Here is a 22,261-nt window from a genome sequence, read left to right as displayed (position 1 = left end):
ATGACATCACCTTGAAAAACTGTTGTGAAATTCCTTTGTCGACCTGTCAGCCCGCCAGATCGATACCGGAGCCGGGAATGCACAGTTGTTCCGGATCGACCGCATCGTCCAGACGCCAGACCGCGATGGCCTCGCTGCGACCGCGCAACCGGTGCGTTCCCACTTTTCGTGCCGCGCCGGCGGCGATCATCCCGCCCGACTGCGCCTGGATACGGCTGACGGCGGTATCGCTGGCCAGGATCACCATCTCATCGTGCGGCGCGACATCGCGGCCGAAGGACTGGAGCCTCTCGCACAGGTTCACCGCGTCGCCCACGACCGTGTAGTTCCACCGGTCGAGCGCACCGACATTGCCGACGACGACGCGGCCGGTGTGCAGTCCGATGCGCATGCGCACCACCTTGCCGCCGTTGGCCAGCGCCTTCGCATTTCCCTCTCGCAGCGCGGCGGCGATGCCGAGGCAGGCCCGGGCCGCGGCAAGCGCGTGGTCGGCCCGTTCGTCCGGCGCTCCCCAGAACGCCAGCATGCCGTCGCCGATGAACTTGTCGACCGTTCCGCCTTCCCGCTCGACCGCCGCCACCAGCAGCGCGAAATGCTCGTTGAGAATGTCGGCCGTCTGCGCCGCCGTCAGGTTTTCCGACATGGAGGTGAACCCGACGATGTCGGTGAAGATGAAGGTCAGGTCGCGCTCGCTCGCCACCGCCGCCTGATCGACACCGAGCCGCATAAGCTTGCGGAACAGGGATCGCGGGACATAGGTGTTCATCGCCCGCAAGCCGCTGACCATGGCGTTGAACGCCTGAAAAACCTGGTCGATCTCGCGGACCATGTTGCGTGGCAGGTGCTCGACCTTGTCGAAGTCGAGCTCGCCGACGAAACGCGCCTGGCGCGAGATTTCCGCCAGCGGACGGGTCGCACGCCGGACCAGGAGCACGGAAAGGCCGACGGCCAGCAGGATCGACAAGAGACCGACGACCGCCGAGCCGAACAGTCGCTGCACCTCCCGGGAGATACTGGAGGCGACATAGTATTGCCCGACCGTCCACACGCCCGGCCCGTAGCCGGCGATGACCTTGGTCATCGACAGGTAGTCGGGGCCGCCATCGTCAATGTCCAGGTCACGCACCTCGACGCCCGCCGCGCTCGCCTGCTCGAAATTGTCCATCGGCTTCGACGTCGCCAGGCGTGCCAGCGCCCTGTCGCCCAGCTGTTCGATGGTCACCGGAAGACGCGGCACCTCGCCGCCCGGTGCCGCAAAGTCCTCGATGTCCGAGTGGGCGATCACCTCGTTGCCGTTGGCGATGATGAAGACTGTCGAATGCTCGCCCTCGTCGAGCTGGCGTACGGTCCGCCCCAGCTCGTCGATGGATACGGCGGCCGTAAGATATCCGATGAGGGCTTCGCCGCGCACCAGGGGGACGGTGACGTTGGCATAGAGCATGCCGCCCGAAGTCACCAGCGGTCCCCATGTTGCGGGCGAGTTGGCGGTCATCTGCGGGAGAGCGTAGAGCTTGGCTTCTTCGGGGATCTGCTGGCGGCGGAAGGGCCAGAGCTTGCCTGTCGGCGAGCGGTAGATGCCAAACCCGTCGCCGGCGGCGTCGTTGACGACCAGGGCATCGAGCGACGGATTGGCGTGGACTGCAGCGATCAGCTCGCCGCGCAGATCTTCCAGGCGGTCGCCCAGCTCGCGCTCGTCGAACACTGTCTTGAGTTGCACGACCGCCTGAGAGGCGAGATCAAGGTGATCGCGCAGGCGGCGCTCCAGCGAGTTCGTCGTCAGCACCGCCTTGTCGTTCAGCAGGGAGAAGGTGTTCTGCATGTTGGCCGAGACCGCCAGCCCGAGCACCAGCAACATCGAAACGCCGATCAGCAGGCCGAATGCCGTTCCCACCACCCAGGTAATCGAATAGACGCGGCGTTTGCGCGCCACCTGCTCAACTCGCTGATCGTCCATGCGTAGCTGCGCCGTCCTTGCAACCTGCCAGCCAGATATCCCGCCCGCATCCGCGTCACACGCCGGTCGTTATCTTTCCCGGAACAATAGCGCGGATTGAGTCCGAAACGCGACCCTGCAGCACCCAAACATCGCGTGAAGGTCAATGGCCGGGACCTTCTCCCCTGCGGTTGCCTGTGTGCGTCACGCCGGCAGTCCCCTCTCTGTACTCGGCACGGCGCAACAGCTAAGAGACATCTCGTCAAACGGGAGCGAACGCGTGATCGACTACGAGGCCGAATACAACAACCGGGCGCTGGTACCCGAACATCCCGCGATCATCGAGGGCTGGGCGCGCGACGCGGCGCAGTATCGCGGCGAAGCCAATTGCACGCTCGCCGTCGCGTACGAGCTCGGGGAGCGGACCGTCTACGACCTGTTTCTCCCCGAGGCCGGCATGCCGGAACGCGGGCCGCTCGGCCTTTTCATCCACGGCGGCTACTGGCAGGGCCTCGACCGGACGTTCTTCTCTCACATGGCCAAGGGGCTCAACGCCCACGGCATCCCTGTCGCCGTTCCCAGCTATTCGCTCTGCCCGCAGGTGCGCGTCGGCGATATCGTCGAGGAGATCCGGCGGCTCGTGGCGCATCTGTGGGAGCGCTACCGTCGCCCGGTCGTGGCCTACGGCCATTCCGCCGGCGGGCAGCTGACCGCAGCACTGCTGGCCACCGACTGGGGCAGCCGCGGGCTGCCGCGCGGCCTGGTGCCGGCGGGGCTCGCGATTTCCGGCGTCTTCGATCTGCAGCCGCTGATCGGCACCTCGCTGAACGAGAAGCTGCGCCTCGACCGTAAGGAAGCCATCGATGTTTCGCCGATCGCATTCGCCGCCCAGCCGGGCACGCGCCTCGTCGCCGCGGTGGGCGGGGGCGAATCGTCGGAGTTCATCCGCCAGTCGCGCGTGATTGTCGATGTCTGGCAGCGCGGAGGCGTCCGGACCGAGCTCGACATTCGCGGCCAGGACAACCATTTCACCGTCATCGCACCGCTTGCCGATCCGGACAGCGACATGACCTTGAGTCTCGTCGAGATGGCCCGATCGATCTGCTGAACGTCGGGTCCAACCCTCCGCAGAACTGACGCGGACGTTCCGATGACCCTTGTCAATGCAGCCGGTCCGGTTCTCCCGAAAAGTGGGAAAGAGCCGTCGCACCGCAGCCGCAGGAAGGAAATTTCATGCGCCCCGACTCTTCCGCTCCCGTCCGCCTCGAAGACTATCGGGCGCCGGCTTACCGGATCTCCACGGTCCATCTCGACATTCGCCTCGCGCCCCGCTCGGCAAAGGTTCGGGCACGCCTAGCGCTGGAGCGGGCGAGCGATACGGCACCTGGAACGCCGCTGGTGCTCGACGGCGATGACCTCCGCCTGACCGCCCTCTCGCTCGACGGCCGCGTGCTGGCGGATGGCGACTACACGGTCGCGCCCGACCGGCTGGAAATCCTCTCGCCGCCCGCCGGCCCGTTCACGCTGGAGATCGAGACGACGCTCGACCCGGACGCGAACACCAAGCTGATGGGTCTTTATCGCTCGAACGGCACCTACTGCACCCAGTGCGAGGCTGAAGGCTTCCGGCGGATCACCTATTTCCTCGACCGCCCCGATTGCCTCGCCGTTTACACCACCCGGATCGAGGCTCGCGCCAGCGAGGCGCCTGTCCTGCTGGGCAACGGCAATCCGGTGGAAAGCGGTCCGGTGCCGGGAACCGACCGTCACTACGCCATCTGGCACGATCCGCATCCCAAGCCCGCCTACCTCTTCGCCATGGTGGCAGGCGACCTTGCGTGCGTCAGCGACAGTTTCCGGACCTGTGAAGGCCGCGATGTCGCCCTCAACATCTATGTCGAGCACGGCAACGAAGGTGCCTGCGACTGGGCGATGGACAGCCTGAAGCGCTCCATGCGCTGGGACGAAGAGGTCTTCGGCCGCGCCTACGATCTCGACGTGTTCAACATCGTCGCCGTGTCCGACTTCAACATGGGCGCGATGGAGAACAAGGGCCTCAACATCTTCAACGACAAATACGTCCTGGCCCGCCCGGAGACGGCAACCGACCAGGACTATGCCGGCATCGAGACCGTCATCGCCCACGAGTATTTCCACAACTGGACGGGCAATCGCATCACCTGCCGCGACTGGTTCCAGCTCTGCCTGAAGGAAGGGCTGACCGTCTTCCGCGACCAGGAGTTTTCGGCCGACATGCGCTCGCGCGCGGTCAAGCGCATCGCCGACGTCCGGCTGCTGAAGTCGCACCAGTTTCCCGAGGATGCCGGTCCCCTCGCCCATCCGGTGCGCCCGCGCCTCTATCACGAGATCAATAACTTCTACACGGCCACCGTCTACGAGAAGGGCGCCGAGGTCGTGCGCATGCTCAAGTGCCTCATCGGCGACGAGGCTTTCCGGGCCGGCATGGATCTCTACTTCCGCCGTCACGACGGAGAGGCAACGACGATCGAGGCATTCCTCGCCTGTTTCCAGGAGGCGAGCGGGCTCGATCTCGAGCAGTTCTCCCTGTGGTACGAGCAGGCCGGAACCCCGGTGCTCAAGGTCGACAGCGCCTACGAGAAGGAAGCCGGCCGCCTCACCCTCACCTTCCGCCAGCAGCTTGCGCCCTCGCCCAGGCAGCCCGACAAGAAGCCGATGCACATCCCTGTCCGCATCGGCCTCATGGGCGAAAACGGCGAGGAGCTCGCGCCCGCAGCGATCAACGGTGCCGACACGACCGGCGACGTGCTCCACATCCGCACCCCGGTACAGACCGTGGTATTCAGCGGCTTGACCGAGCGGCCCGTTCCCTCGCTGCTGCGCGGCTTCTCCGCGCCCGTCTCGCTCAAGAGCGATCTGAACGAGAGCGATCTCCTGTTCCTTGCGGCTAACGACAAGGATCCCTTCAATCGCTGGGAAGCGCTGCAAAGCGTCGTGATGACCGCGCTGATCGCGGCAACCGCCGGCGCGGCCCGGCAGGAAGCCGTGACCGTGAGCCCGGCACTGATCGCCGCGTTCGCGGCCAACGTCGCCGACGAAAGCCTGGAGCCGGCCTTTCGGGCCCTGTGCCTGCAACTTCCGGGCGAAGCCGACATCGCCCGCGAGATCGGCCACGACGTCGATCCGGATGCCGTGCATGCCGCACGCACGGCCTTCCGCCGCGCCATTGCCGACGACATCGCCCCGACGATTCGGGCGACCTATGAGGCAATGCGGGACGAGGCGGAGTTCTCTCCCGACGCCCGCTCGGCCGGTCGCAGAGCGCTGCGCAACACCCTGCTCGACTATCTCGGCCATGGCTCGGATCCGGCGGGCAACTTGCTCGTCCAGACGCATTTCGAGGCGAGCGACAACATGACCGACCGCTTCGCGGCGTTGTCGGTTCTCACCCATGCCGCGCTGCCGGGCCGAGACGCGGCGCTGGCGGCCTATGAGGAGCGCTACCGCGCGGTACCGCTTGCCATGGACAAGTGGTTCATGGTGCAGGCAACCGCCCCGACCGCTTCGACGCTGGAGCGGGTTCGGCAGCTGACCGGCCATCCGGCCTTCTCGGCGGGCAACCCGAACCGCGTCCGCGCCCTGATCGGCGCCTTCGCCAGCGGCAACCAGAGCCAGTTCAACCGCGCAGACGGTGCAGGCTTCGATTTCGTGGCGGATTTCGCTCGCGACCTCGACCGACGCAACCCGCAGGCCGCTGCGCGGATGATGTCCGCCTTCCGCTCCTGGCGTGCGCTGGAGCCGGGCCGGCGGGCCCATGCCGAAGCCGCCTTGCGGCGCCTTGCGGCTGAAACCGACCTTTCCGTCGACATGCGCGATATTGTCGAGCGCTGCCTGCAGTAAGTCATCGGCACCCACTCGAATCAGGCTTTCGGGCCGCCGGGACAGTCCTGCAGGACCGCCTCGGTGGCCCGTTTCGTATCGGCCTTGCAGGACTCGCAAGAGTTGTGCGTTTTGCAAATCGGATTAAGCTTCCGTTAACTATATTTTTCTTGGGGGACTCTGGACAAAGGCCGCGAATGCGATTCAAATGAAAATGATTCGAGCGCCGGTTGCGTTCTGTTTGCGGCAAAATCGACACATCGGGGGCCATTACGATGGCGCGTGCCTTTGCAGGGGCTGCGTCCGCGCGTCGATTCGCGGACATGTTGAAAAGACAGCGTGACTCGCAGTCTCTGACCGGGCACATCCGCCTTCTGGCGCAGCCTGCCTATCAGCGACTACTCACCGCTGAACCGTTCTTCCGCCGGGCCATTCCGGTTCTGTGCATCGTCTTCATCGCCACGCTCGCGACCTATCGGGCGCTGACGCTGTCCTACGAACATGAAGAGACCGACCTGCGGGCGCGCGACGATCTGACGATGATCGCGACGACGCTGGCCGCGCGCCTGTCGACCGCCGAGGCCGCGCTTCCCGAGCAGGGCTTCAGCACCGCACTTCAGGCAGCCCTCGCCGACAGCCTGCCGCCGCGCGCCACGGGCGATGGACGCCGCATCCTCGTTGCCGACCCGGACGGCGTGATCATGGCGACCGCGCCGATCCGCTCCGACCTGGAAGGCCGTCCGCTCGCCGATCTGCTCGGCGCCGGCCAGCCCCTCACCGTCTTCGGCGCCCGCGCCGGGGTCCTGACCGTCTCCGCCGGCGAAGCTGACGAGGCTTATGCCACCGTCCATCATCTCGACGGCCGGCTCGGCATGGTCGCGCTGATCCAGTCCAAGGACATGATCTTCGCCGATTGGCGGGCCAGCGTGTCGGCCAATGTGACCCTGTTCGTCGGCACCGCCTCTGTTCTCCTGGTCCTGATCTACGCCTTCTTCGCCCAGGCGACGCGCGCGGAGCAGGCAGACCAGATCTATGCCGCCACCCGGGCACGCATCGACCTGGCGCTCAACCGCGGCCGCTGCGGCCTGTTCGACTGGGACCTCTCCCGCGGCCGCATCTTTTGGTCCGCCTCTCTCTACGAGATGCTGGGCCTGCAGCCGCGCGACGACATTCTCGGCTTTGCGGAGATTTCCGCCCTCGCCCATCCGGACGACATCGATCTCTACGATCTCGCGGAGTCGCTGCTGGAGACCGGCGAGACCACCGTCGACCGCATGTTCCGCATGCGCCATGCCAATGGCGACTGGGTGTGGCTGCGCGCCCGCGCCGAGGTCCAGAGCGAGCCGGGCATCGCCGAGCCGCACCTGATCGGCATCTGCATCGACGTCACCGAGCAGAAGCAGCTTGCCGAGCAGAGCCGCACCGCGGATCTGCGGCTGCGCGATGCCATCGAGACGATCTCGGAAGCCTTCGTCCTGTGGGACACCGAGAACCATCTGGTGATGTGCAACTCGAACTATCAGACGCTGCACAACCTGCCGAACTCCGCGATCAAGGCCGGCACGCCCTATGCGCAGGTGATGGCCGCCGCCCGCCAGACCGTCGTGTCGGCGAGCCCAACCATCGGCAGCGACGCGTCCGATCCCTCCTCGTCCTACGAGGCACAACTCGCCGACGGCCGCTGGTTGCAGATTTCCGAGCGCCGCACCAAGGACGGCGGCTTCGTCTCCGTCGGCACGGACATCACGGCGCTGAAGCGCCACGAGGAAAAGCTGATGGAGAGCGAGCGCCGGCTGATGGCCACGGTCGCCGACCTGCGCCAGTCGCGCCAGAAGCTGGAAGTGCAGGCGCAGCAGCTCGTGGAACTCGCCGAGAAGTATTCGGAAGAGAAGACAAAGGCGGAAGAGGCCAACCAGGCCAAGTCCGAATTCCTGGCCAACATCTCCCACGAGCTCCGCACGCCGCTCAATGCGATCATCGGCTTCTCCGAGATTATGGACCAGGGCATGTTCGGCCCGCTCGGCTCCGACAAGTACCGCGAGTACTGCACGGACATCCATGACAGCGGCCGCTACCTGCTGAACGTCATCAACGACATTCTCGACATGTCGAAGATCGAAGCCGGTCGCATGGAGCTGAAGCGGGAGGCCGTGAACCTCGGCGCCATCGTCACCGACGTCACGCGCATCATCTCCGCCGCGGCTGCCGAGAAGACGATTTCGGTCACCTGCGAGACCGAGGAGGGCCTTGCCCTCTCCGCCGACCGTCGTGCCGTCAAGCAGGTCCTGCTCAACCTTCTCGCCAATGCGGTCAAGTTCACGCCCGACAACGGCTCGGTCACACTGGCCGCGACCCACGGCAGGATGGACGGCGCCAATGCGGTCGTGATCGCCATCTCGGACACCGGAATCGGCATCCGCGAAAGCGATATCACCCGCCTGGCCAAGCCCTTCGTCCAGGTCGAGAACCAGTTCACCAAGACGCACAAGGGTTCAGGCCTCGGCCTCGCCATCGCGCAGTCGCTGGTCAAGATGCATGGCGGCACGATGGAGATCCGCTCCAGCGTCGGCAAGGGCACCACGGTGACCGTCACGCTGCCGGTGGAAGCGCGGCCGGCCAGCAAGGCGGCCTGACCTAACCTGTTCATTCAGTTCTGGGCACGCCCATAATCAAGGGTCCGCATCGCGGGCCCTTTTCTTTTGTGCTGCACCCTGCGACACCGCGCCGCCGGACAGGCCCCTTCCTGAAACTTAGGCGATGACCTAAATTTCGATTGACCTCTTCACGATGAATGGATAGTTAGGCGAATGGCTAAGCATGATCCGGACCTGAACCTCAAGTTCGCCGCCCTTGGCGACGAAACGCGCAGGGCGGTGGTCTCTCGCCTCGCGAGAGGGCCGGCTTCGGTGAGTGAACTGGCCTCGGCTCACGCCATGGCCCTGCCTTCGTTCATGGGTCATCTGTCCAGGCTGGAAGCAGCCGGATTGATCGAGACGACGAAGAAGGGCCGCGTGAGATATTGCCGGCTTTCGGCGGACGGAATAGCGCCCGTCACCCATTGGCTGGCGGAGCAGCAGGCGCTCTGGACCTCGCGCATGGACCAGTTCGACGCCTATGTCGCGAAGATCGTGAAAGAGAGAACCGATGAAACTTGATCCGGAAACCGATCTCATCCTGAAGCGTACGCTCAAGGCCCCGCGTTCGATCCTGTGGGAGTGCTGGACGACGCCCGAACACATCAAGCACTTCTTCGTGCCCCGCCCTCACAAGGTCACGGCTTGCGAGATCGACCTGCGGGTCGGCGGCCGGTTCAACACGACCTTCGACGTGGAAGGCACCGAGATGGCCAATGAGGGAGTCTTCCTCGAGGTCGTGCCGCAGGAAAAGCTCGTCTTCACCGATGCCTATACCGAAGGCTGGAAGCCCGCGCCGGACCCGTTCATGACAGCCCTTCTGCTGCTGGAGGACGACGACAACGGCGGCACGACCTACACCGCCATCGCCCGGCACCGTTCCACGGACGCCCGCAAGACCCATGAGGACATGGGCTTCCATGACGGCTGGGGTACGGTTTCGGAGCAGCTGGACGCCTATGCCTTGGACCTGTTGAAGTCGCGATAGGCTTTCGCGCTCCCGACATGCGGCGACGCGCCCGGGCGCGTCGCCCCGTCTGATCAGCTGCTGCGCCGTTCACCCGGCCTTGGCCGAGACCTTCCCAACCAGCTTCTCGAACGTCGCGCGGACCTGCTTCTGCCGATCGGACAGCATCGCCTCGAGATGCGAAAAGTCCGGCGCCTCGCCGGCATGCACCAGCAGTTCGCGCACGCCCTTGGGCACCGTATCGACCTTGAACGGTCCCTCCAGCGTCAGGCGCTGCACCTGCGTCAGCGCGTGATACAGCCGGATCGCCGGCAGCAGCACCTCGGCATCGCCCGGCGACAGCAGCCCAGCATCGCGCGCCCGCTCCAGCACGGTCTCGGTCGTCTGGGACAGGATCTCGGGATGCGCCTGCGCATTGACCAGCTGCAGGTACTGGGCGGCGAACTCGATATCGACCATGCCGCCAGCGACCTGCTTCAGGTCCCAGATGTCGGACGTCCCCTTCTCCGCCTCGATCCGACCGCGCATCGAGGCGACTTCGGCAGCGATCTTGTCCGCATCGCGAGGCCGCGCCAGCGTCTCGCGGATATTGGCATCGATGCGCTTGGCAAAGGCGTCGGAGGAGCGGGCGATGACCCGCGCCCGGGTCAGCGCCATGTGTTCCCAGGTCCAGGCCTCCTTGACCTGATAGGCCTCGAAGGCGGTCAGGCGTGTTGCCAGCGGCCCGGCATTGCCGGACGGACGCAGGCGGAAGTCCACCTCGTAGAGGCGCCCTTCCGCCGTCGGTGCCGATAGCGCTGCAACGAGCCGCTGGGTCAGGCGGATAAAATACTGGCTGGCCGCGAGCGGCCGCTTGCCGTCGGTTTCCGCCTCGTCCTCCGGATGATCGTAAAGCAGGATGAGGTCGAGATCGGAGGCCGCGGTCATTTCGCGCCCGCCGAGCTTGCCCATGGCGACAACCGCCCAATCCGCGCCAGGCAGCCGCCCATGGTTTTCCGCCACCTGGTCGATGACGAAAGGCATCAGGCCGGCGACCACCGTCTCGGCGAGACGCGCGAGCGCCTCTCCCACCTGATGGGCGTTCAGCGTGTCGGAGAGCAGTCGCAGTCCGATCAGGAACTGCTGCTCCTGCGCGAAGATCCGCGCCCGGTCGAGCGCATCCTCATAGAAGCGGGCAAGGTCGAGCGTGCGCGCGAGGCCGGTGCGGAACTCCTCGGATGTCGGCATGGCCCCGAAGAAAGCCGGATCCATCACCGCATCGAGCACATGCACCCGCTTCGAGACCACCTCGCCCATGCGGGGGGCGGCGCCCATCACCGTCGCCAGCAGTTTCAGCAGTTGCGGATTGGAGCGCAGCAGCGAGAACAGCTGGACGCCGGCGGGGAGCTTCGACAGGAAGCCGTCGAAGGCGATCAGCGCCTGATCGGCATTGTCGGTGCTCGCCAGCGCGGCGATCAGCACCGGATGCAGCTCGGTCAGCCGCTCGCGCGCCTTGGACGAGCGGACCGCCGGATAGCGGCCGAAATGCCAGGCACGGATGATCTTGCCCGCTTCCTTCGGTCGCTGGTAGCCGAGCCGCGTCAGCGTCTCCAGCGTCTCCGGATCGTCGTCGTCGCCGGTGAATACCAGGTTTCCGAGGTCGGAGGCCAGCTCCGGCTCGTTCTCGAACAGCGCCGAATAGTGCTTCTGCACCCGCTTCAACCGTGTGCGCAGCTCGTCCTCGAACGGCTCCAGCTCGGCGAAGCCCATCAGCCGGGAGACGCGCGCTCGCGCCTCGGCATCCGCCGGCAGGATGTGCGTCTGCTCGTCGTTGACCATCTGGATCCGGTGTTCCACCGCCCGCAGGAAACGATAGGCCTCGGTCAGCTCATCGCGCGCATCCGCCGCGATCCAGTCGAGCTCGGCAAGCGTCGCCAGCGTGTCGAGCGTCCGCCGGCCGCGCAGCTCGGTGATGCGCCCGCCGGCGATCAGCTGCTGGGTCTGAGCGAAGAACTCCACCTCGCGGATGCCTCCGCGCCCGAGCTTGACGTTGTGGCCTGCGACCGCGATCCGGCCATGGCCCTTGTGGACATGGATCTGCCGCTTGATCGAGTGCACGTCGGCAATCGCCGCATAGTCGAGGTACTTGCGCCAGATGAAGGGCGAGATCTCCTTGAGGAAGCTCTCGCCGCACGGCACATCGCCGGCGCAGGCCCGCGCCTTGATCAAGGCCGCGCGTTCCCAGTTCTGGCCGAGGCTCTCGTAATAGACAAGCGCGGCGGGGATCGACATGGCAAGGGGCGTTGCGCCGGGATCCGGGCGCAGCCGCAGGTCGGTCCGAAAGACGTAGCCGTCCGCCGTGCGGTCGCCCATCATCTTGACCAGCCGCTTGGTCATGCGCACGAACTCGACCGGCGCCTCCGCCCCGCCCGTAACGGGCGCAAGCTCCGGCTCGTACATCACGATCAAGTCGATGTCGGAGGAATAGTTCAGCTCCAGCGCGCCATATTTACCCATGGCGAGGACGACGAAGCCGCAGCCGTTTTCCGGGGCCGCCTCGTCGCGGATCTCGAACTTGCCGCGCCGGGCAAGGTCGCGCAGGCAAAAGCGGATCGCCGCCGTCAGCGCGGCATCGGCGAACCTGCTGAGCCCGCCGGTCACCGCATCGAGATCCAGCGCGCCGGCAATGTCGGCAAGCGCCAGCGTCAGCGCGAGGTCCTGCTTCAGCCGGCGCAGGCCGGCCATCACCGCGCCCTCTTCCTCACCGGACAGCTCGCGCGCCTCGGCAACCAGCCTGTCGACCCGCGCCTGCGGGCTCTCCTGCAGCAGCGCGGCAAGGCGCTCGTGATCGGCAAGGGCAAGATCGCGCAGGTAAGGCGCGTTGGTCAGCGCACCCGACAGGAACGCACCGACGCGGTCGCGCTGTGCGTCGTCCGCATCGAGGCCCGCGACCACATCGGCAAGATCCTGCGCCAGTGCGTCCGCCGCAGCCGTGCTTTCGGGGGCGGGAACGAGCGAGATCGCCGCCAGCAAAGGCGCGCCCCCGGCGCCTGATCCCACGTCATTCCCGTTGCGGCCGCCGTGGTTTGCGGCGCCCTTCGCTGCGACACTGTCGTTCAATCCGACCTCCCGATCGCCCTTTGAGAAGGGCTGTATGATTCAATCTCCGCCAGCCGGCGCGGCGCCACCCGCACCGCCGGCCGCCGGCAGCCGCAGCATCGCCATCAGCCCGGGCTGCGCGTCGGAAAGCTCCAGCCGCCCGCGATGCAGCCGCGCGACCGCCGCCACCAGGCTGAGGCCGAGACCGGAGCCCGGCGCGCTGCGGCTGGCTTCCAGCCGCACGAACCGGTGCAGCACTCGCTCCTTGTCGGCATCGGCAATGCCCGGGCCGTGATCGCGCACGCCCAGCAGCACCTCGTCGCCGTCGGCACGCGCTTCCAGTTCCACCCTAGCGCCGTCGCCCTCCTCCTGCCGAGCGTATTTCAGTGCGTTTTCGACAAGGTTTATCAGCGCCTGGACCAGCAGCTCGCGATTTCCCGAGACCCGCAACCCGTCGGCCACGCGCAGCTCCATGCCGCCGCCCTCGTCCTCCGCGACCGGGGCGTAGAGCTCGGCCACCTCGCGCACGAGTTCAGAGACGTCGATCTCGTCGAAACTGGCGTCGGAGGAGCCCGCCTCGACCCGGGCGATGCGCAACAGCGCATTGAACGTGCGGATCAGCGCATCGCAGTCGTCGATGGTGGTTTCCAGCACCGCCCGCGCTTTGCTGTCGCCGGCAAGGTCGCTGCGCAGCGCTTCCTCCAGCCGGTTGCGCATGCGCGTCAGCGGCGTCTTCAGGTCATGCGCAATGTTGTCGGAAACGTCCTTCAGCCCCTGCATCAGGGCCTCGATGCGGGTCAGCATCGCGTTGAGGCCGATCGCCAGGCGGTCGAACTCGTCGCCGCTCCCCTCGACCGGCAAGCGCTCGCTGAGATCCCCCGACATGATGCGCCGGCTGGTCGCGGTCATCGCGTCGATGCGTTTGAGCACGCGGCGGCTGACGAAAACCCAGGTGACGAGCCCGAGCGCGGCCAGCACGAACAGCCAGAAGCGCATCGCCTCGGCCAGCAGCGAGCGGAAATATTGCTGCTCCTGCAGGTCGCGCCCGACCAGCAGGCGAAAGCCGCCGGAAAGCTGGAACACGCGGGCCAGCGCCTCGCGTCGGGGACCGCCGCCGATGGGCGTGTAGATCACGCGCTGCAGCTCGCCGCTCTCGCCGGCCAGCACCCGGTCGTCGAGCTGCTCGATATTGCCGACGAGCTGGTTGGCGGCGAAGTCGGTGACCAGATAGAGGCTGGCGCCCGGACGGCGCGAGCGGGCATCGACGGTGGCGACGAGCGCCCGGATGCCGCCGATGCGGTACTGGTCGGCAAGGCCGGAGATCTCCGCATCGACCGTGTCGACCACCTGTTCGCGCAGCACCGAGGCGGTGTTCTGCGACAGGTAGATGAGGACCGCGCCGGAGGCGAGCGTCAGCGCCGCCAGATAGATCAGCGCGAGCTTGATGGCCGTTGTGCGGAACAGCCGGCCGGTCGCGGTCATCTCGCTCATGCGCGGCCGCTGTCGCGGATCGTGTAGCCGGCACCGCGCACCGTGTGCAGCAACGGCCGGTCGAAGTCCTTGTCGATCTTGGCGCGCAGCCGCGAGATATGGACGTCGATGACGTTGGTCTGCGGGTCGAAGTGATATTCCCACACATGCTCCAGCAGCATGGTGCGGGTCACCACCTGGCCTGCGTGCTGCATCAGGTATTCCAGCAATCGAAACTCGCGCGGCTGCAGCGGGATTTCCTGCCCCGAGCGCGTCACCGTGTGGCTCAGCCGGTCGAGCGTCAGATCGCCGACCGTGTAGCTGGTCTCCACCTCGCGCTGGCGCGGCCGGCGCCCGAGCGCCTCCACCCGGGCCAGCAGCTCGGAAAAGGCGTAGGGCTTGGGCAGATAGTCGTCGCCGCCGGCGCGCAGGCCCGTCACCCGGTCGTCGACCTGGCCGAGCGCGGACAGCACCAGCACCGGCGTGTGGTGCCCTTCGGCCCGCAGGCCGGAAATCAGCGACAGGCCGTCCCGGCGCGGCAGCATCCTGTCGACCACGAGCACGTCGTAGGGCGCGCTGGTCGCCAGATCGTAGCCTTCCTCACCGTCGGCCGCGTGATCGACCACATGGCCGGCCTCGCGAAAGGCCTTCGCCAGATAGCTCGCTGCTTCCTTGTCGTCCTCGACAATCAGGATCCGCATGACCTCTTCCGTGTCGTTGATCTCGGTTTTCAGGCTGGTTCTGTTTGCTGGGTTTAGCATCGGCAAGAGCTCCCGTCGAACGCGACGAAAAAACCCCGGACCGCAGGACGGCCCGGGGCTTCGGCCCCCTGGCATGCACCTCGTGGCGGTTGCGGACCTGCCCCTTGCATGCCGGTGACCTTCCGGATGACAGACCACCCGTCCGGGGGCTTGTCGTCGGATGACCTCATCCGGTTCGGCTTGCGGCAGGACACTCTTTTCCAAAGGTCCCGCCGCAGTCGCTGCCCGCGCCGGCAACAGGGCCGGCGCGGAGATGGCTGGAGCGTGGTCAGCCCTTGTTCTGCTCGACCGGCACCGCGACGAAGCGCGAGGCATCGTTGCGCTCGACCCGCAGGAGGACGGACTTGCGGCCGTTCTCATTGGCACCCTGCACGGCGCTGGCGACCTCGCTCGGGTTGTTCACCGCCTGGCCCGCCACCTCGAGGATGACATCGCCCGGCTGCAGGCCCTTGTCGGCTGCCGCGCTGTCGGCCGGCACATCGGTGATCACGACGCCGCGCTCTCCGGCCTTCATGGCGCTGGCAGCAGCCAGCTCCACGCCGAGGCTGTCGACGAAGGCCGTGTCCTTGCCGGTCTGCTGGACGGCTGCGGTCGTCGGACCGTCGTCCTGCAGGCGGCCGAGAGTGACCTTCACGTCCTGCTCGCGGCCGTCGCGCCACACGCCGAGGGTGACCTCGGTGTCCGGCGGATAGGCGGCGATCATGCGGGCAAGATCGCGCGGGCTCTCGACCGGCTGGCCGTCGACGCCGAGGATCGTGTCGCCAGAGCGGATGCCCGCCTTGCGTGCCGGGCTGTCGCCCTGGGCATCGGCAACGATCGCGCCCTTGGCATCCTTCAGGCCGACGCTTTCGGCGATGTCCTTGGACACCGGCTGGATCTGGACGCCCAGCCAGCCGCGGACCACCGTGCCGTCATCCCGCAGGTCCTTGACGATGGCCGTCGCGGTCGAGGCAGGGATGGCGAAGGCGATGCCGACATTGCCGCCGGACGGCGAGAAGATCGCGGCGTTGACGCCGATCACCTGGCCCTTGACGTTGAAAGCCGGACCGCCGGAGTTACCGCGGTTCACGGGCGCATCGATCTGAATGAAGTCATCATACGGGCCTGCGCCAATGTCGCGGCCGCGGGCCGAGACGATGCCGGCCGTCACCGAGCCGCCGAGACCGAACGGATTGCCGACAGCCACGACCCACTCGCCGACCTGCGGCGCGTCGGGAGCGAACTCCACGTAGGTGAACTCGCGGCCCTCGCCGTCGACCTTCAGTAGGGCGAGGTCGGTGCGCTTGTCGGCGCCGATCAGCTTGGCATCGTATTCCTGGCCGTCATCCATGACGATGGTGAACTCGCTGCCGTTCGACACGACATGCTCGTTGGTGACCAGATACCCGTCTTCGGTGATGAAGAAGCCCGAGCCCTGGCTCATGCCATGGCGGCGGGGCTGCTGCTCGCGGCGCGGGTCGCCACCGAACTGCTCGCCGCCGAACCGGCGGAAGAAGCGCTGCAGCGGGTGATCCTGCGGCAGGTCCTCGAAGCCCGGAATGCCCTGGCGGTTCGACATCATGCGTGGCGTCTCGTCGGTGCGCACGCGCACACTGACCACCGCCGGCTTCACCGCCGAGACGACGCTCGCGAAGTTCTGCGGGGCAGCCGCCTCGACCCGGACCGGGTCGGCGAAGGCAAACTGGCCCGGCACCACCGTCTGAAGGCTCATCGCGCCGGCAAGGCCGAGCGCCAGGGCACCGGCCGCCAGGCTGGTGCGGCCGCGCGGCAGGCGACGAAGGGCCGAGGGGATGTAGTTGTTCGACATGTCTTGCTCTCCACGTCAGGACCCGGACACCCGTCCGGGGGATCAGGAACTTTCGAGCCGGCGGGTCATTCGCGGGGAAGCGGTCACCGGCTGTCCTGACTGATATGGAACATGTCGCCTTACAGCCGCCTGTCGGCGGGATTAAGCTTTCGTAATGTTGCGGAAAACTTGCGCGAGGAAACGCCTCACGCCTCGCGGGTGACGATGGCGGCCCCGGCCTCGAGCGTGCGGTGCACGGGGCAGCGGACGGCGATCTCCAGCAATCGCGCGCGGGCCTCGGCATCCAGGTCGCCCTCGATGGCGATCCGCCGCTCGAACCGGTCGATGCGCCCCTCGCGCTTGCGATGCTCCTCGGTGCAGTCGAGGCAATCGGCGGCGTGCACCTTGCCGTGGGTCACCGTCGCGGAAATCCGCTCGACCGCCAGTCCCTTGCGTTCGGCATACATGCGCAGCGTCATCACCGTACAGGCACCGAGCGCCGCCGCCAGGAGGTCGTAAGGGGACGGCCCGCTGTCGAGACCGCCCACCGCTTCCGGCTCGTCCGCGATCAGCCGGTGCCGGCCGGCCACCACCCTCGCCTGGAACTTGCCGAGGCCGGTCTCGCTCACCTCGACGCCTTTCGCCTCGGCCTCTGCCGGTTCCGACACCGCCTCGGGCGCCTTGCCGACATAGCGGGTTGCCCAGGCGGCGATCACGCCCGCCGCATAGGCCGCATCCGCCGGGTCGTTGAGCAGGTGATCGGCACTGTCCAGCGAGACGAAGCTCTTGGGGTGCTTTGCCGCGACGAAGATGCTCGTCGCATTGTCGATACCCACCGTCTCGTCGCGCGGAGCGTGCAGCACCAACAGTGCCTTGTGCAGGTGGGAGACCCGCTCGCGCACGGTCTGTTCGGCGATGTCGTCGAGGAACTGCTTCTCGATGGTGAAGCGCCGGCCCGCCAGTTCGACTTCTGCCTGTCCCTGCGTGCGGATGCGTTCCAGGTCGGCGTGGAAGTTCTTGAGGACGTGATCGGCATCGGCGGGCGCTGCAATGGTCGCGACCGCCACCGCCTCGGGGATTTCATGCGCAGCCGCCAGCATAGCGGCGCCGCCGAGTGAATGGCCGATCAGCAGCTTCGGCGCCTCGTGCGCCTCGCGCAGGAACGCCGCCGCCTTCAGGAGGTCGGCCACGTTCGACGAGAAGTTGGTGGAGGAGAAGTCGCCGCCCGAGCCGCCGAGCCCAGTGAAGTCGAATCGCAAGACCGCGAAGCCCTCGCGGGTCAGGGCTTCGGAGATCCGCCGCCCCGCGGCCCCGTCCTTCGAGCAGGTGAAGCAATGGGCGAACAGCGCATAGGCGCGCACCGGGCCGTTGGGCAGGTCGAGGCGGGCGGCAAGCTCAGCGCCGTTGTGTCCCTCGAAGGTCAGGCGGACGGGCTGTGCGGGCATCGGGCTCTCCGTTCTTCGGTCGTGTCTGTCGTCCCGCAGCAACGTAGGCAGCGGACACGGCTTGCGCCAGCGGACAGGAGAACACGAAAACGGGAGCCGATCACACCTGCTTGTCGCGGGTCAGGATCCGGTCGAGCTCGGCCTGTTCGTCCTCGCTCAGCCGGGTCGCGCCGCTGGCGGCGACGGGAGCGGTTCCGCGGCGCTTGCGGGCACCGCGATACAGCACCGCCATGCCGATCAGCAGCGCCAGCGGCGCCAGGCCCCACAGCACAAGGGTCTGCACCGACAGACGCGGCTTCAGCAGCACGAACTCGCCGTAGCGGGCGACGAGGAAGTCGACGACCTGCTCGTTCGTGTCGCCGGCAACCAGCCGCTCGCGCACCAGGATGCGAAGATCCTTGGCGAGCGGCGCATCGCTGTCGTCGATGGACTGGTTCTGGCAGACCATGCAGCGCAGCTCGGCGGACAACTCGCGGGCGCGGTGTTCCAGCACCGGATCGTCCAGCACCTCGTCGGGCGCCACGGCGTACGCTGCCGGCAATGCGGCGGCGAGCATCGCCAGCGCAAGGATCAGCTGTCGCAGGATGCGCATCAATCGCCCCCCTGCCCGGCGGCCGCCACCTTCCGGCGAGCCGGTTTCGGCGCGCCGACGCGCAGCCTGCGGTCCAACAGCGACAGCACGCCGCCGAAGCTCATCACCAGACAGCCGATCCAGATCAGGGTCACCAGCGGCTTGTGGTAGAGGCGGATGTCGGCGCCGCCGTCGGCATGCACCTCGCCGATGGAGACATAGATCTGCGACAGGCCGAATGTGACGATGCCCGCCTCGGTCGTCGGCATCTGCCGCGCGGTGTAGAGCCGCTTGGCCGGATCGGCCACGGCCACCTGCCGGCCGTCGCGAAGAATGTCGAAATGGCCGACATCGTCGACATAGTTCGGGCCGGTGCGGTGCGCGAGACCGGAGAAATTCAGCGTGTAGTCGGCGATTTCCACGCTATCGCCCGGCCGGATCGTCAGCACCTTCTCTTCCTGGAAGGCGGAGACGGCGACGATGCCGAGCAGCGTCAGGCCCATGCCGGCATGGCCGAAGGCCGTGCCCCAGGCCGAGCGGGGCAATCCGGCGAGCCGGGCAAGGCCGGTCGACAGGCCGACATCGCCGAACCGGGCGCGCGACAGGATTTCCGCCGCCGCGCCGCAGATCACCCAGACGGCAAGACCGACGCCGAGCGCGGCCAGGATCTGCTGCGTGCCGTGCCACCAGGCGCTGACCAGGATCGCGACGAGCGCAAGACCGGCAACGACATAGAGCCGCTGGCCGACGGCGGCGAGATCGCCGCGCTTCCACGCCAGGAACGGACCGAAGGGGATCGCCATCAGCAGCGGGATCATCAGCGGTCCGAAAGTCAGGTTGAAGAAGGGCGGGCCGACGGAGATCTTCTCGCCGGTCAGCACTTCCAGCACCAAGGGATAGAGCGTGCCGACGAGGACGGAGGCGGTCGCCACCGTCAGCAGCAGGTTGTTCAGCACCAGCGCGCCTTCGCGGCTGATCGGCGCGAACAGCCCGCCCTGCTTCAGCATCGGTGCGCGCCAGGCATAGAGCGCCAGCGAGCCGCCGATGAACAGCACGAGAATGCCGAGAATGAAGGTGCCGCGCGCCGGATCGGTGGCGAAGGCATGGACGCTGGTCAGCACGCCGGAGCGCACCAGGAACGTGCCCAGCAGCGACAGCGAGAAGGTGAGGATGGCGAGCAGCACCGTCCAGACCTTCAGCGCCCCGCGCTTTTCCATGACGATGGCCGAGTGCAGCAGCGCCGTACCGGCAAGCCAGGGCATGAAGGAAGCGTTCTCGACCGGATCCCAGAACCAGTAGCCGCCCCAGCCGAGCTCGTAATAGGCCCAGTAGGAGCCCATGGCGATGCCGAGCGTCAGGAACATCCAGGCAAGCAGCGTCCACGGCCGCACCCAGCGGGCCCAGGCCGCATCGACCCGGCCGAGGATCAGCGCGGCGATGGCGAAGGAGAAGACGATGGAGAAGCCGACATAACCGACATAGAGCAGCGGCGGATGGATCGCGAGGCCGACATCCTGCAGGATCGGGTTGAGGTCGTTGCCCTCCATCGGCGCCGGCGACAGGCGCAGGAACGGATTGGAGGTCGCCAGCATGAACAGCAGGAAGGCAGCCGTCACCCAGCCCTGGACGCCGAGCGTCGCGGCCTTGAGCTCCATCGGGATGTTACGGCCGAAGGCGGCGACCAGCGCGCCGAACAGCACGAGGATCAGCACCCACAGGAGCAGCGAGCCCTCGTGATTGCCCCATACGCCGGTGATCTTGTAGAGGGTGGGCTTGGCCGAATGGGAGTTCTCGACGACGTTCAGCACCGAGAAGTCGGAGACCATGTAGGCCTGCATCAGGGCCGCGAAGGCGATGCCGACGAGCAGGAACTGCATGCCGGCGACGGGCGGTGCCACCGCCATCAGCCGGCGGTCGCCCTTGACCGCGCCCCACACCGGCACGACGCTCTGCAGCACCGACAGAACGAAAGCCAGAATCAGCGCGAAATGGCCGATCTCGATGATCATACCGGATCGTCTCCCTCAAATCGGCAGGCACTCGGCCCGCTCGCGGCCAGATCCAGGCCTTATTCCTCGCCCTTCCAGACGCCCTTGCCCTTGAGCGCTTCGGCGACTTCCTTGGGCATGTAGTTCTCGTCGTGCTTGGCCAGCACGTTGTCGGCATGGAACCAGCCGTCGCCCTTCATCACGCCTTCGGTGACGACGCCCTGTCCCTCGCGGAACAGGTCCGGCAGCAGGCCGACATAGACGACCTTGACGCTTTCCACCGTGTCGGTCACGGCAAAACGCACCTCGGCATTGGCGCCGCGCTCGACGCTGCCCTCCTCGACGAGACCGCCGAGACGGATGCGCTGGCCGTCCGGCAGCTGCTTGCCGACGATGTCGCTAGGGCTCTGGAAGAAGACGATCTGGTCGTTCAACGCCACCAGGATCAGCCCGACCGCAACGGCGAGCACGCCGCCTGCGGCTGCGATCATCGTCATGCGTCTTTGCTTGCGGGTCATCTTGTTTCGTCCGTTCCCGTGGCTAACCAGTCAGTGCCGCTTACGAGCCTTCGCCCAGCTCGCGGGCGAGGTCCCGGACGCCCGCGGCCGCAGCCGGGTCATCCTTCAGCGCCTCGCCGGCGCGCGCAATGACCTGGCGCAAACGCTCGCGCTCGCCCAGCACGTCCAGCGCGCGCATCAGCTGCATCCACTCCTGGGCGCTGCCGCCATCCGCGGTAAGGCGGGCGTCCAGCCCGTCGACCATCGAGCGGATCATCTGCTGCCGGTCGCCGCTGCTCATGTCCTGCGCGGCCTCGATCTGCTCGCGCGAGGGCCCGGCAACGCCCTCACCTGCCACCTGCGGCGCCTCGACGCCGAGCTTGGCCAGCTCGATGCGTACCGCTTCGGCCCAGGCCTCGCCGCCCTGCGCATCGGCCAGCAGCGACTGCCAGGCGGCGATTGCCTCGTCCTTGCGGTTCTCCTGCGTCAATGCCAGCGCCAGGAAGAAGCGCGGCTTCACCGCCTGCGCATCCATCGCCACCGCCCGCTCGAAAGCCGCATGCGCCTCGGCGCTGACGATCCCGCTGTTGGCAACAACCAACGCCTCGCCCCGGTCGGTCTCGCGCTGCACGTTCGAGCCCAGCAGGCGGATGGCCCTCGCGTAAGCTGCCGCAGCATCCTGCGGGCGTCCCATGCGCATATAGACCGGCGCCACCACGTCCCAGCCGCGCCCATCCTCCGGGTTGTCGGCCAGATGCCGCTCGACGCGCGCCACCAGCTCGGGCAGCGAACGGCCCTGCGCCGGCGCCTCGAGGCGGGCGGACAGCGGCTGATCCGGCAGATCGGGCGATCCGAAGGCGACATAGGCTGCCACCGCGCCCAAAGGCACGACCACGAGCGCGGCCGCCTGCACGATGCGCAAACGCGACGTACGGCCCGCAGCATCGCCCTGCGGCGCGATGGGCTCTGACCCGCTGCTGCGCTGCGCTTCGCGGTCGGCCGCGATCAGCCGGCGGGCGATTTCCGTGCGCGCGGCCTGCGCCGCTTCCTGCGAGATCAGGCCGCGGTCGAGATCGCGCTCCACCTCGGCGAGCTGCGACTTGTAAACCTCGGCATCGTGCAGGGCGGCAGCCGTCGCGGCCTGCCTGCCGGCACGGGCCAACGGGACGAGCACGGCCAGCGCTGCCAGCACGGTGAGCAGGGAAAAGGCGATCCAGAGCGTCATGAAGGGGATATAGACCGCGCCTTGCGCGTTTCCGCAAGTATTAGCGGCC

15 protein-coding genes are annotated in these 22,261 nt (G+C 67.1%); 5 read left to right on the top strand and 10 right to left on the bottom strand.

The annotated features are described in order from the left end of the window. Positions 1–46 precede the first annotated feature (46 nt). Complete coding sequence (locus tag BBX35_RS15780) at positions 47–1,954, bottom strand: adenylate/guanylate cyclase domain-containing protein (protein ID WP_067221989.1); 1,908 nt, start codon at positions 1,952–1,954, stop codon at positions 47–49. Between the two features lie 259 nt (positions 1,955–2,213). Here BBX35_RS15780 and BBX35_RS15775 point away from each other — a divergent pair, with 259 nt between their 5' ends. The 5 genes from BBX35_RS15775 (at position 2,214) to BBX35_RS15755 (ending at position 9,412) form a co-directional block, all read left to right on the top strand. After that, positions 2,214–3,041: an alpha/beta hydrolase gene (locus tag BBX35_RS15775; protein ID WP_244271642.1), complete on the top strand. Its 828-nt coding sequence runs from the start codon at positions 2,214–2,216 to the stop codon at positions 3,039–3,041. Between the two features lie 125 nt (positions 3,042–3,166). Then, a complete protein-coding gene (gene pepN, locus BBX35_RS15770) occupies positions 3,167–5,812 on the top strand; it encodes an aminopeptidase N (RefSeq protein WP_067221987.1) in 2,646 nt (881 codons plus the stop codon). A 302-nt stretch (positions 5,813–6,114) separates the two neighbouring features. Further along, positions 6,115–8,424 (top strand): PAS domain-containing sensor histidine kinase, encoded by a 2,310-nt coding sequence (locus BBX35_RS15765; protein WP_244271641.1) that lies wholly within the window; start codon positions 6,115–6,117, stop codon positions 8,422–8,424. A 174-nt stretch (positions 8,425–8,598) separates the two neighbouring features. Beyond that, positions 8,599–8,946 (top strand): ArsR/SmtB family transcription factor, encoded by a 348-nt coding sequence (locus BBX35_RS15760; RefSeq protein ID WP_067221984.1) that lies wholly within the window; start codon positions 8,599–8,601, stop codon positions 8,944–8,946. Next, positions 8,936–9,412: an SRPBCC family protein gene (locus BBX35_RS15755; RefSeq protein ID WP_067221982.1), complete on the top strand. Its 477-nt coding sequence runs from the start codon at positions 8,936–8,938 to the stop codon at positions 9,410–9,412. Before BBX35_RS15760 ends, BBX35_RS15755 begins: the two co-directional genes overlap by 11 nt. Before the next feature lie 69 nt (positions 9,413–9,481). Here BBX35_RS15755 and BBX35_RS15750 read toward each other — a convergent pair whose 3' ends face one another. The 9 genes from BBX35_RS15750 to ccmI all read right to left on the bottom strand — a co-directional run bounded on the left by BBX35_RS15750 (position 9,482) and on the right by ccmI (position 22,212). Then, a complete protein-coding gene (locus BBX35_RS15750; protein ID WP_425274606.1) occupies positions 9,482–12,400 on the bottom strand; it encodes a bifunctional [glutamine synthetase] adenylyltransferase/[glutamine synthetase]-adenylyl-L-tyrosine phosphorylase in 2,919 nt (972 codons plus the stop codon). Between the two features lie 129 nt (positions 12,401–12,529). Next, the gene (locus BBX35_RS15745; RefSeq protein WP_341871223.1) at positions 12,530–13,960 is read right to left on the bottom strand and encodes a HAMP domain-containing sensor histidine kinase; all 1,431 of its coding nucleotides are present in this window, start codon (positions 13,958–13,960) and stop codon (positions 12,530–12,532) included. After that, positions 13,957–14,700 (bottom strand): response regulator transcription factor, encoded by a 744-nt coding sequence (locus tag BBX35_RS15740; RefSeq protein ID WP_279626369.1) that lies wholly within the window; start codon positions 14,698–14,700, stop codon positions 13,957–13,959. The genes BBX35_RS15745 and BBX35_RS15740 overlap by 4 nt, the downstream gene beginning before the upstream one ends. Before the next feature lie 268 nt (positions 14,701–14,968). Then, positions 14,969–16,507, bottom strand: a complete 1,539-nt coding sequence (locus tag BBX35_RS15735; protein ID WP_067221979.1) for a Do family serine endopeptidase — start codon at positions 16,505–16,507, stop codon at positions 14,969–14,971. A 185-nt stretch (positions 16,508–16,692) separates the two neighbouring features. After that, complete coding sequence (locus BBX35_RS15730; protein WP_067221977.1) at positions 16,693–17,931, bottom strand: bifunctional alpha/beta hydrolase/OsmC family protein; 1,239 nt, start codon at positions 17,929–17,931, stop codon at positions 16,693–16,695. A gap of 100 nt (positions 17,932–18,031) precedes the next feature. After that, complete coding sequence (locus BBX35_RS15725; protein WP_067221975.1) at positions 18,032–18,523, bottom strand: cytochrome c-type biogenesis protein; 492 nt, start codon at positions 18,521–18,523, stop codon at positions 18,032–18,034. Then, entirely contained in the window at positions 18,523–20,511 is a 1,989-nt protein-coding gene (locus BBX35_RS15720; RefSeq protein ID WP_067221974.1) for a heme lyase CcmF/NrfE family subunit, read from the bottom strand. Before BBX35_RS15720 ends, BBX35_RS15725 begins: the two co-directional genes overlap by 1 nt. A gap of 59 nt (positions 20,512–20,570) precedes the next feature. Then, positions 20,571–21,008: a cytochrome c maturation protein CcmE gene (ccmE, locus tag BBX35_RS15715; RefSeq protein ID WP_067221972.1), complete on the bottom strand. Its 438-nt coding sequence runs from the start codon at positions 21,006–21,008 to the stop codon at positions 20,571–20,573. A 40-nt stretch (positions 21,009–21,048) separates the two neighbouring features. Continuing rightward, positions 21,049–22,212 carry a c-type cytochrome biogenesis protein CcmI gene (gene ccmI / locus BBX35_RS15710; protein WP_067221971.1) on the bottom strand — a complete coding sequence of 388 codons (1,164 nt, stop codon included), beginning with the start codon at positions 22,210–22,212 and terminating at the stop codon, positions 21,049–21,051. Positions 22,213–22,261 lie beyond the last annotated feature (49 nt).

The sequence above is a fragment of the Stappia indica genome (assembly GCF_001696535.1).
GTDB classification, from domain to species: domain Bacteria; phylum Pseudomonadota; class Alphaproteobacteria; order Rhizobiales; family Stappiaceae; genus Stappia; species Stappia indica.
Note: the sequence above shows the minus strand (reverse complement) of the source record. Positions and strands in the feature narration are given on the sequence as shown.

Excerpts from the sequence above, each read along its gene's own strand:
- BBX35_RS15780 (WP_067221989.1), bottom strand. The coding sequence starts at position 1,954 with ATGGACGATCAGCGAGTTGAGCAGGTGGCGCGCAAACGCCGCGTCTAT.
- pepN (WP_067221987.1), top strand. The coding sequence starts at position 3,167 with ATGCGCCCCGACTCTTCCGCTCCCGTCCGCCTCGAAGACTATCGGGCG.
- BBX35_RS15765 (WP_244271641.1), top strand. The coding sequence starts at position 6,115 with ATGTTGAAAAGACAGCGTGACTCGCAGTCTCTGACCGGGCACATCCGC.
- BBX35_RS15760 (WP_067221984.1), top strand. The coding sequence starts at position 8,599 with ATGGCTAAGCATGATCCGGACCTGAACCTCAAGTTCGCCGCCCTTGGC.
- BBX35_RS15755 (WP_067221982.1), top strand. The coding sequence starts at position 8,936 with ATGAAACTTGATCCGGAAACCGATCTCATCCTGAAGCGTACGCTCAAG.
- BBX35_RS15745 (WP_341871223.1), bottom strand. The coding sequence starts at position 13,960 with ATGAGCGAGATGACCGCGACCGGCCGGCTGTTCCGCACAACGGCCATC.
- BBX35_RS15740 (WP_279626369.1), bottom strand. The coding sequence starts at position 14,700 with ATGCTAAACCCAGCAAACAGAACCAGCCTGAAAACCGAGATCAACGAC.
- BBX35_RS15735 (WP_067221979.1), bottom strand. The coding sequence starts at position 16,507 with ATGTCGAACAACTACATCCCCTCGGCCCTTCGTCGCCTGCCGCGCGGC.
- BBX35_RS15730 (WP_067221977.1), bottom strand. The coding sequence starts at position 17,931 with ATGCCCGCACAGCCCGTCCGCCTGACCTTCGAGGGACACAACGGCGCT.
- BBX35_RS15725 (WP_067221975.1), bottom strand. The coding sequence starts at position 18,523 with ATGCGCATCCTGCGACAGCTGATCCTTGCGCTGGCGATGCTCGCCGCC.
- BBX35_RS15720 (WP_067221974.1), bottom strand. The coding sequence starts at position 20,511 with ATGATCATCGAGATCGGCCATTTCGCGCTGATTCTGGCTTTCGTTCTG.
- ccmE (WP_067221972.1), bottom strand. The coding sequence starts at position 21,008 with ATGACCCGCAAGCAAAGACGCATGACGATGATCGCAGCCGCAGGCGGC.
- ccmI (WP_067221971.1), bottom strand. The coding sequence starts at position 22,212 with ATGACGCTCTGGATCGCCTTTTCCCTGCTCACCGTGCTGGCAGCGCTG.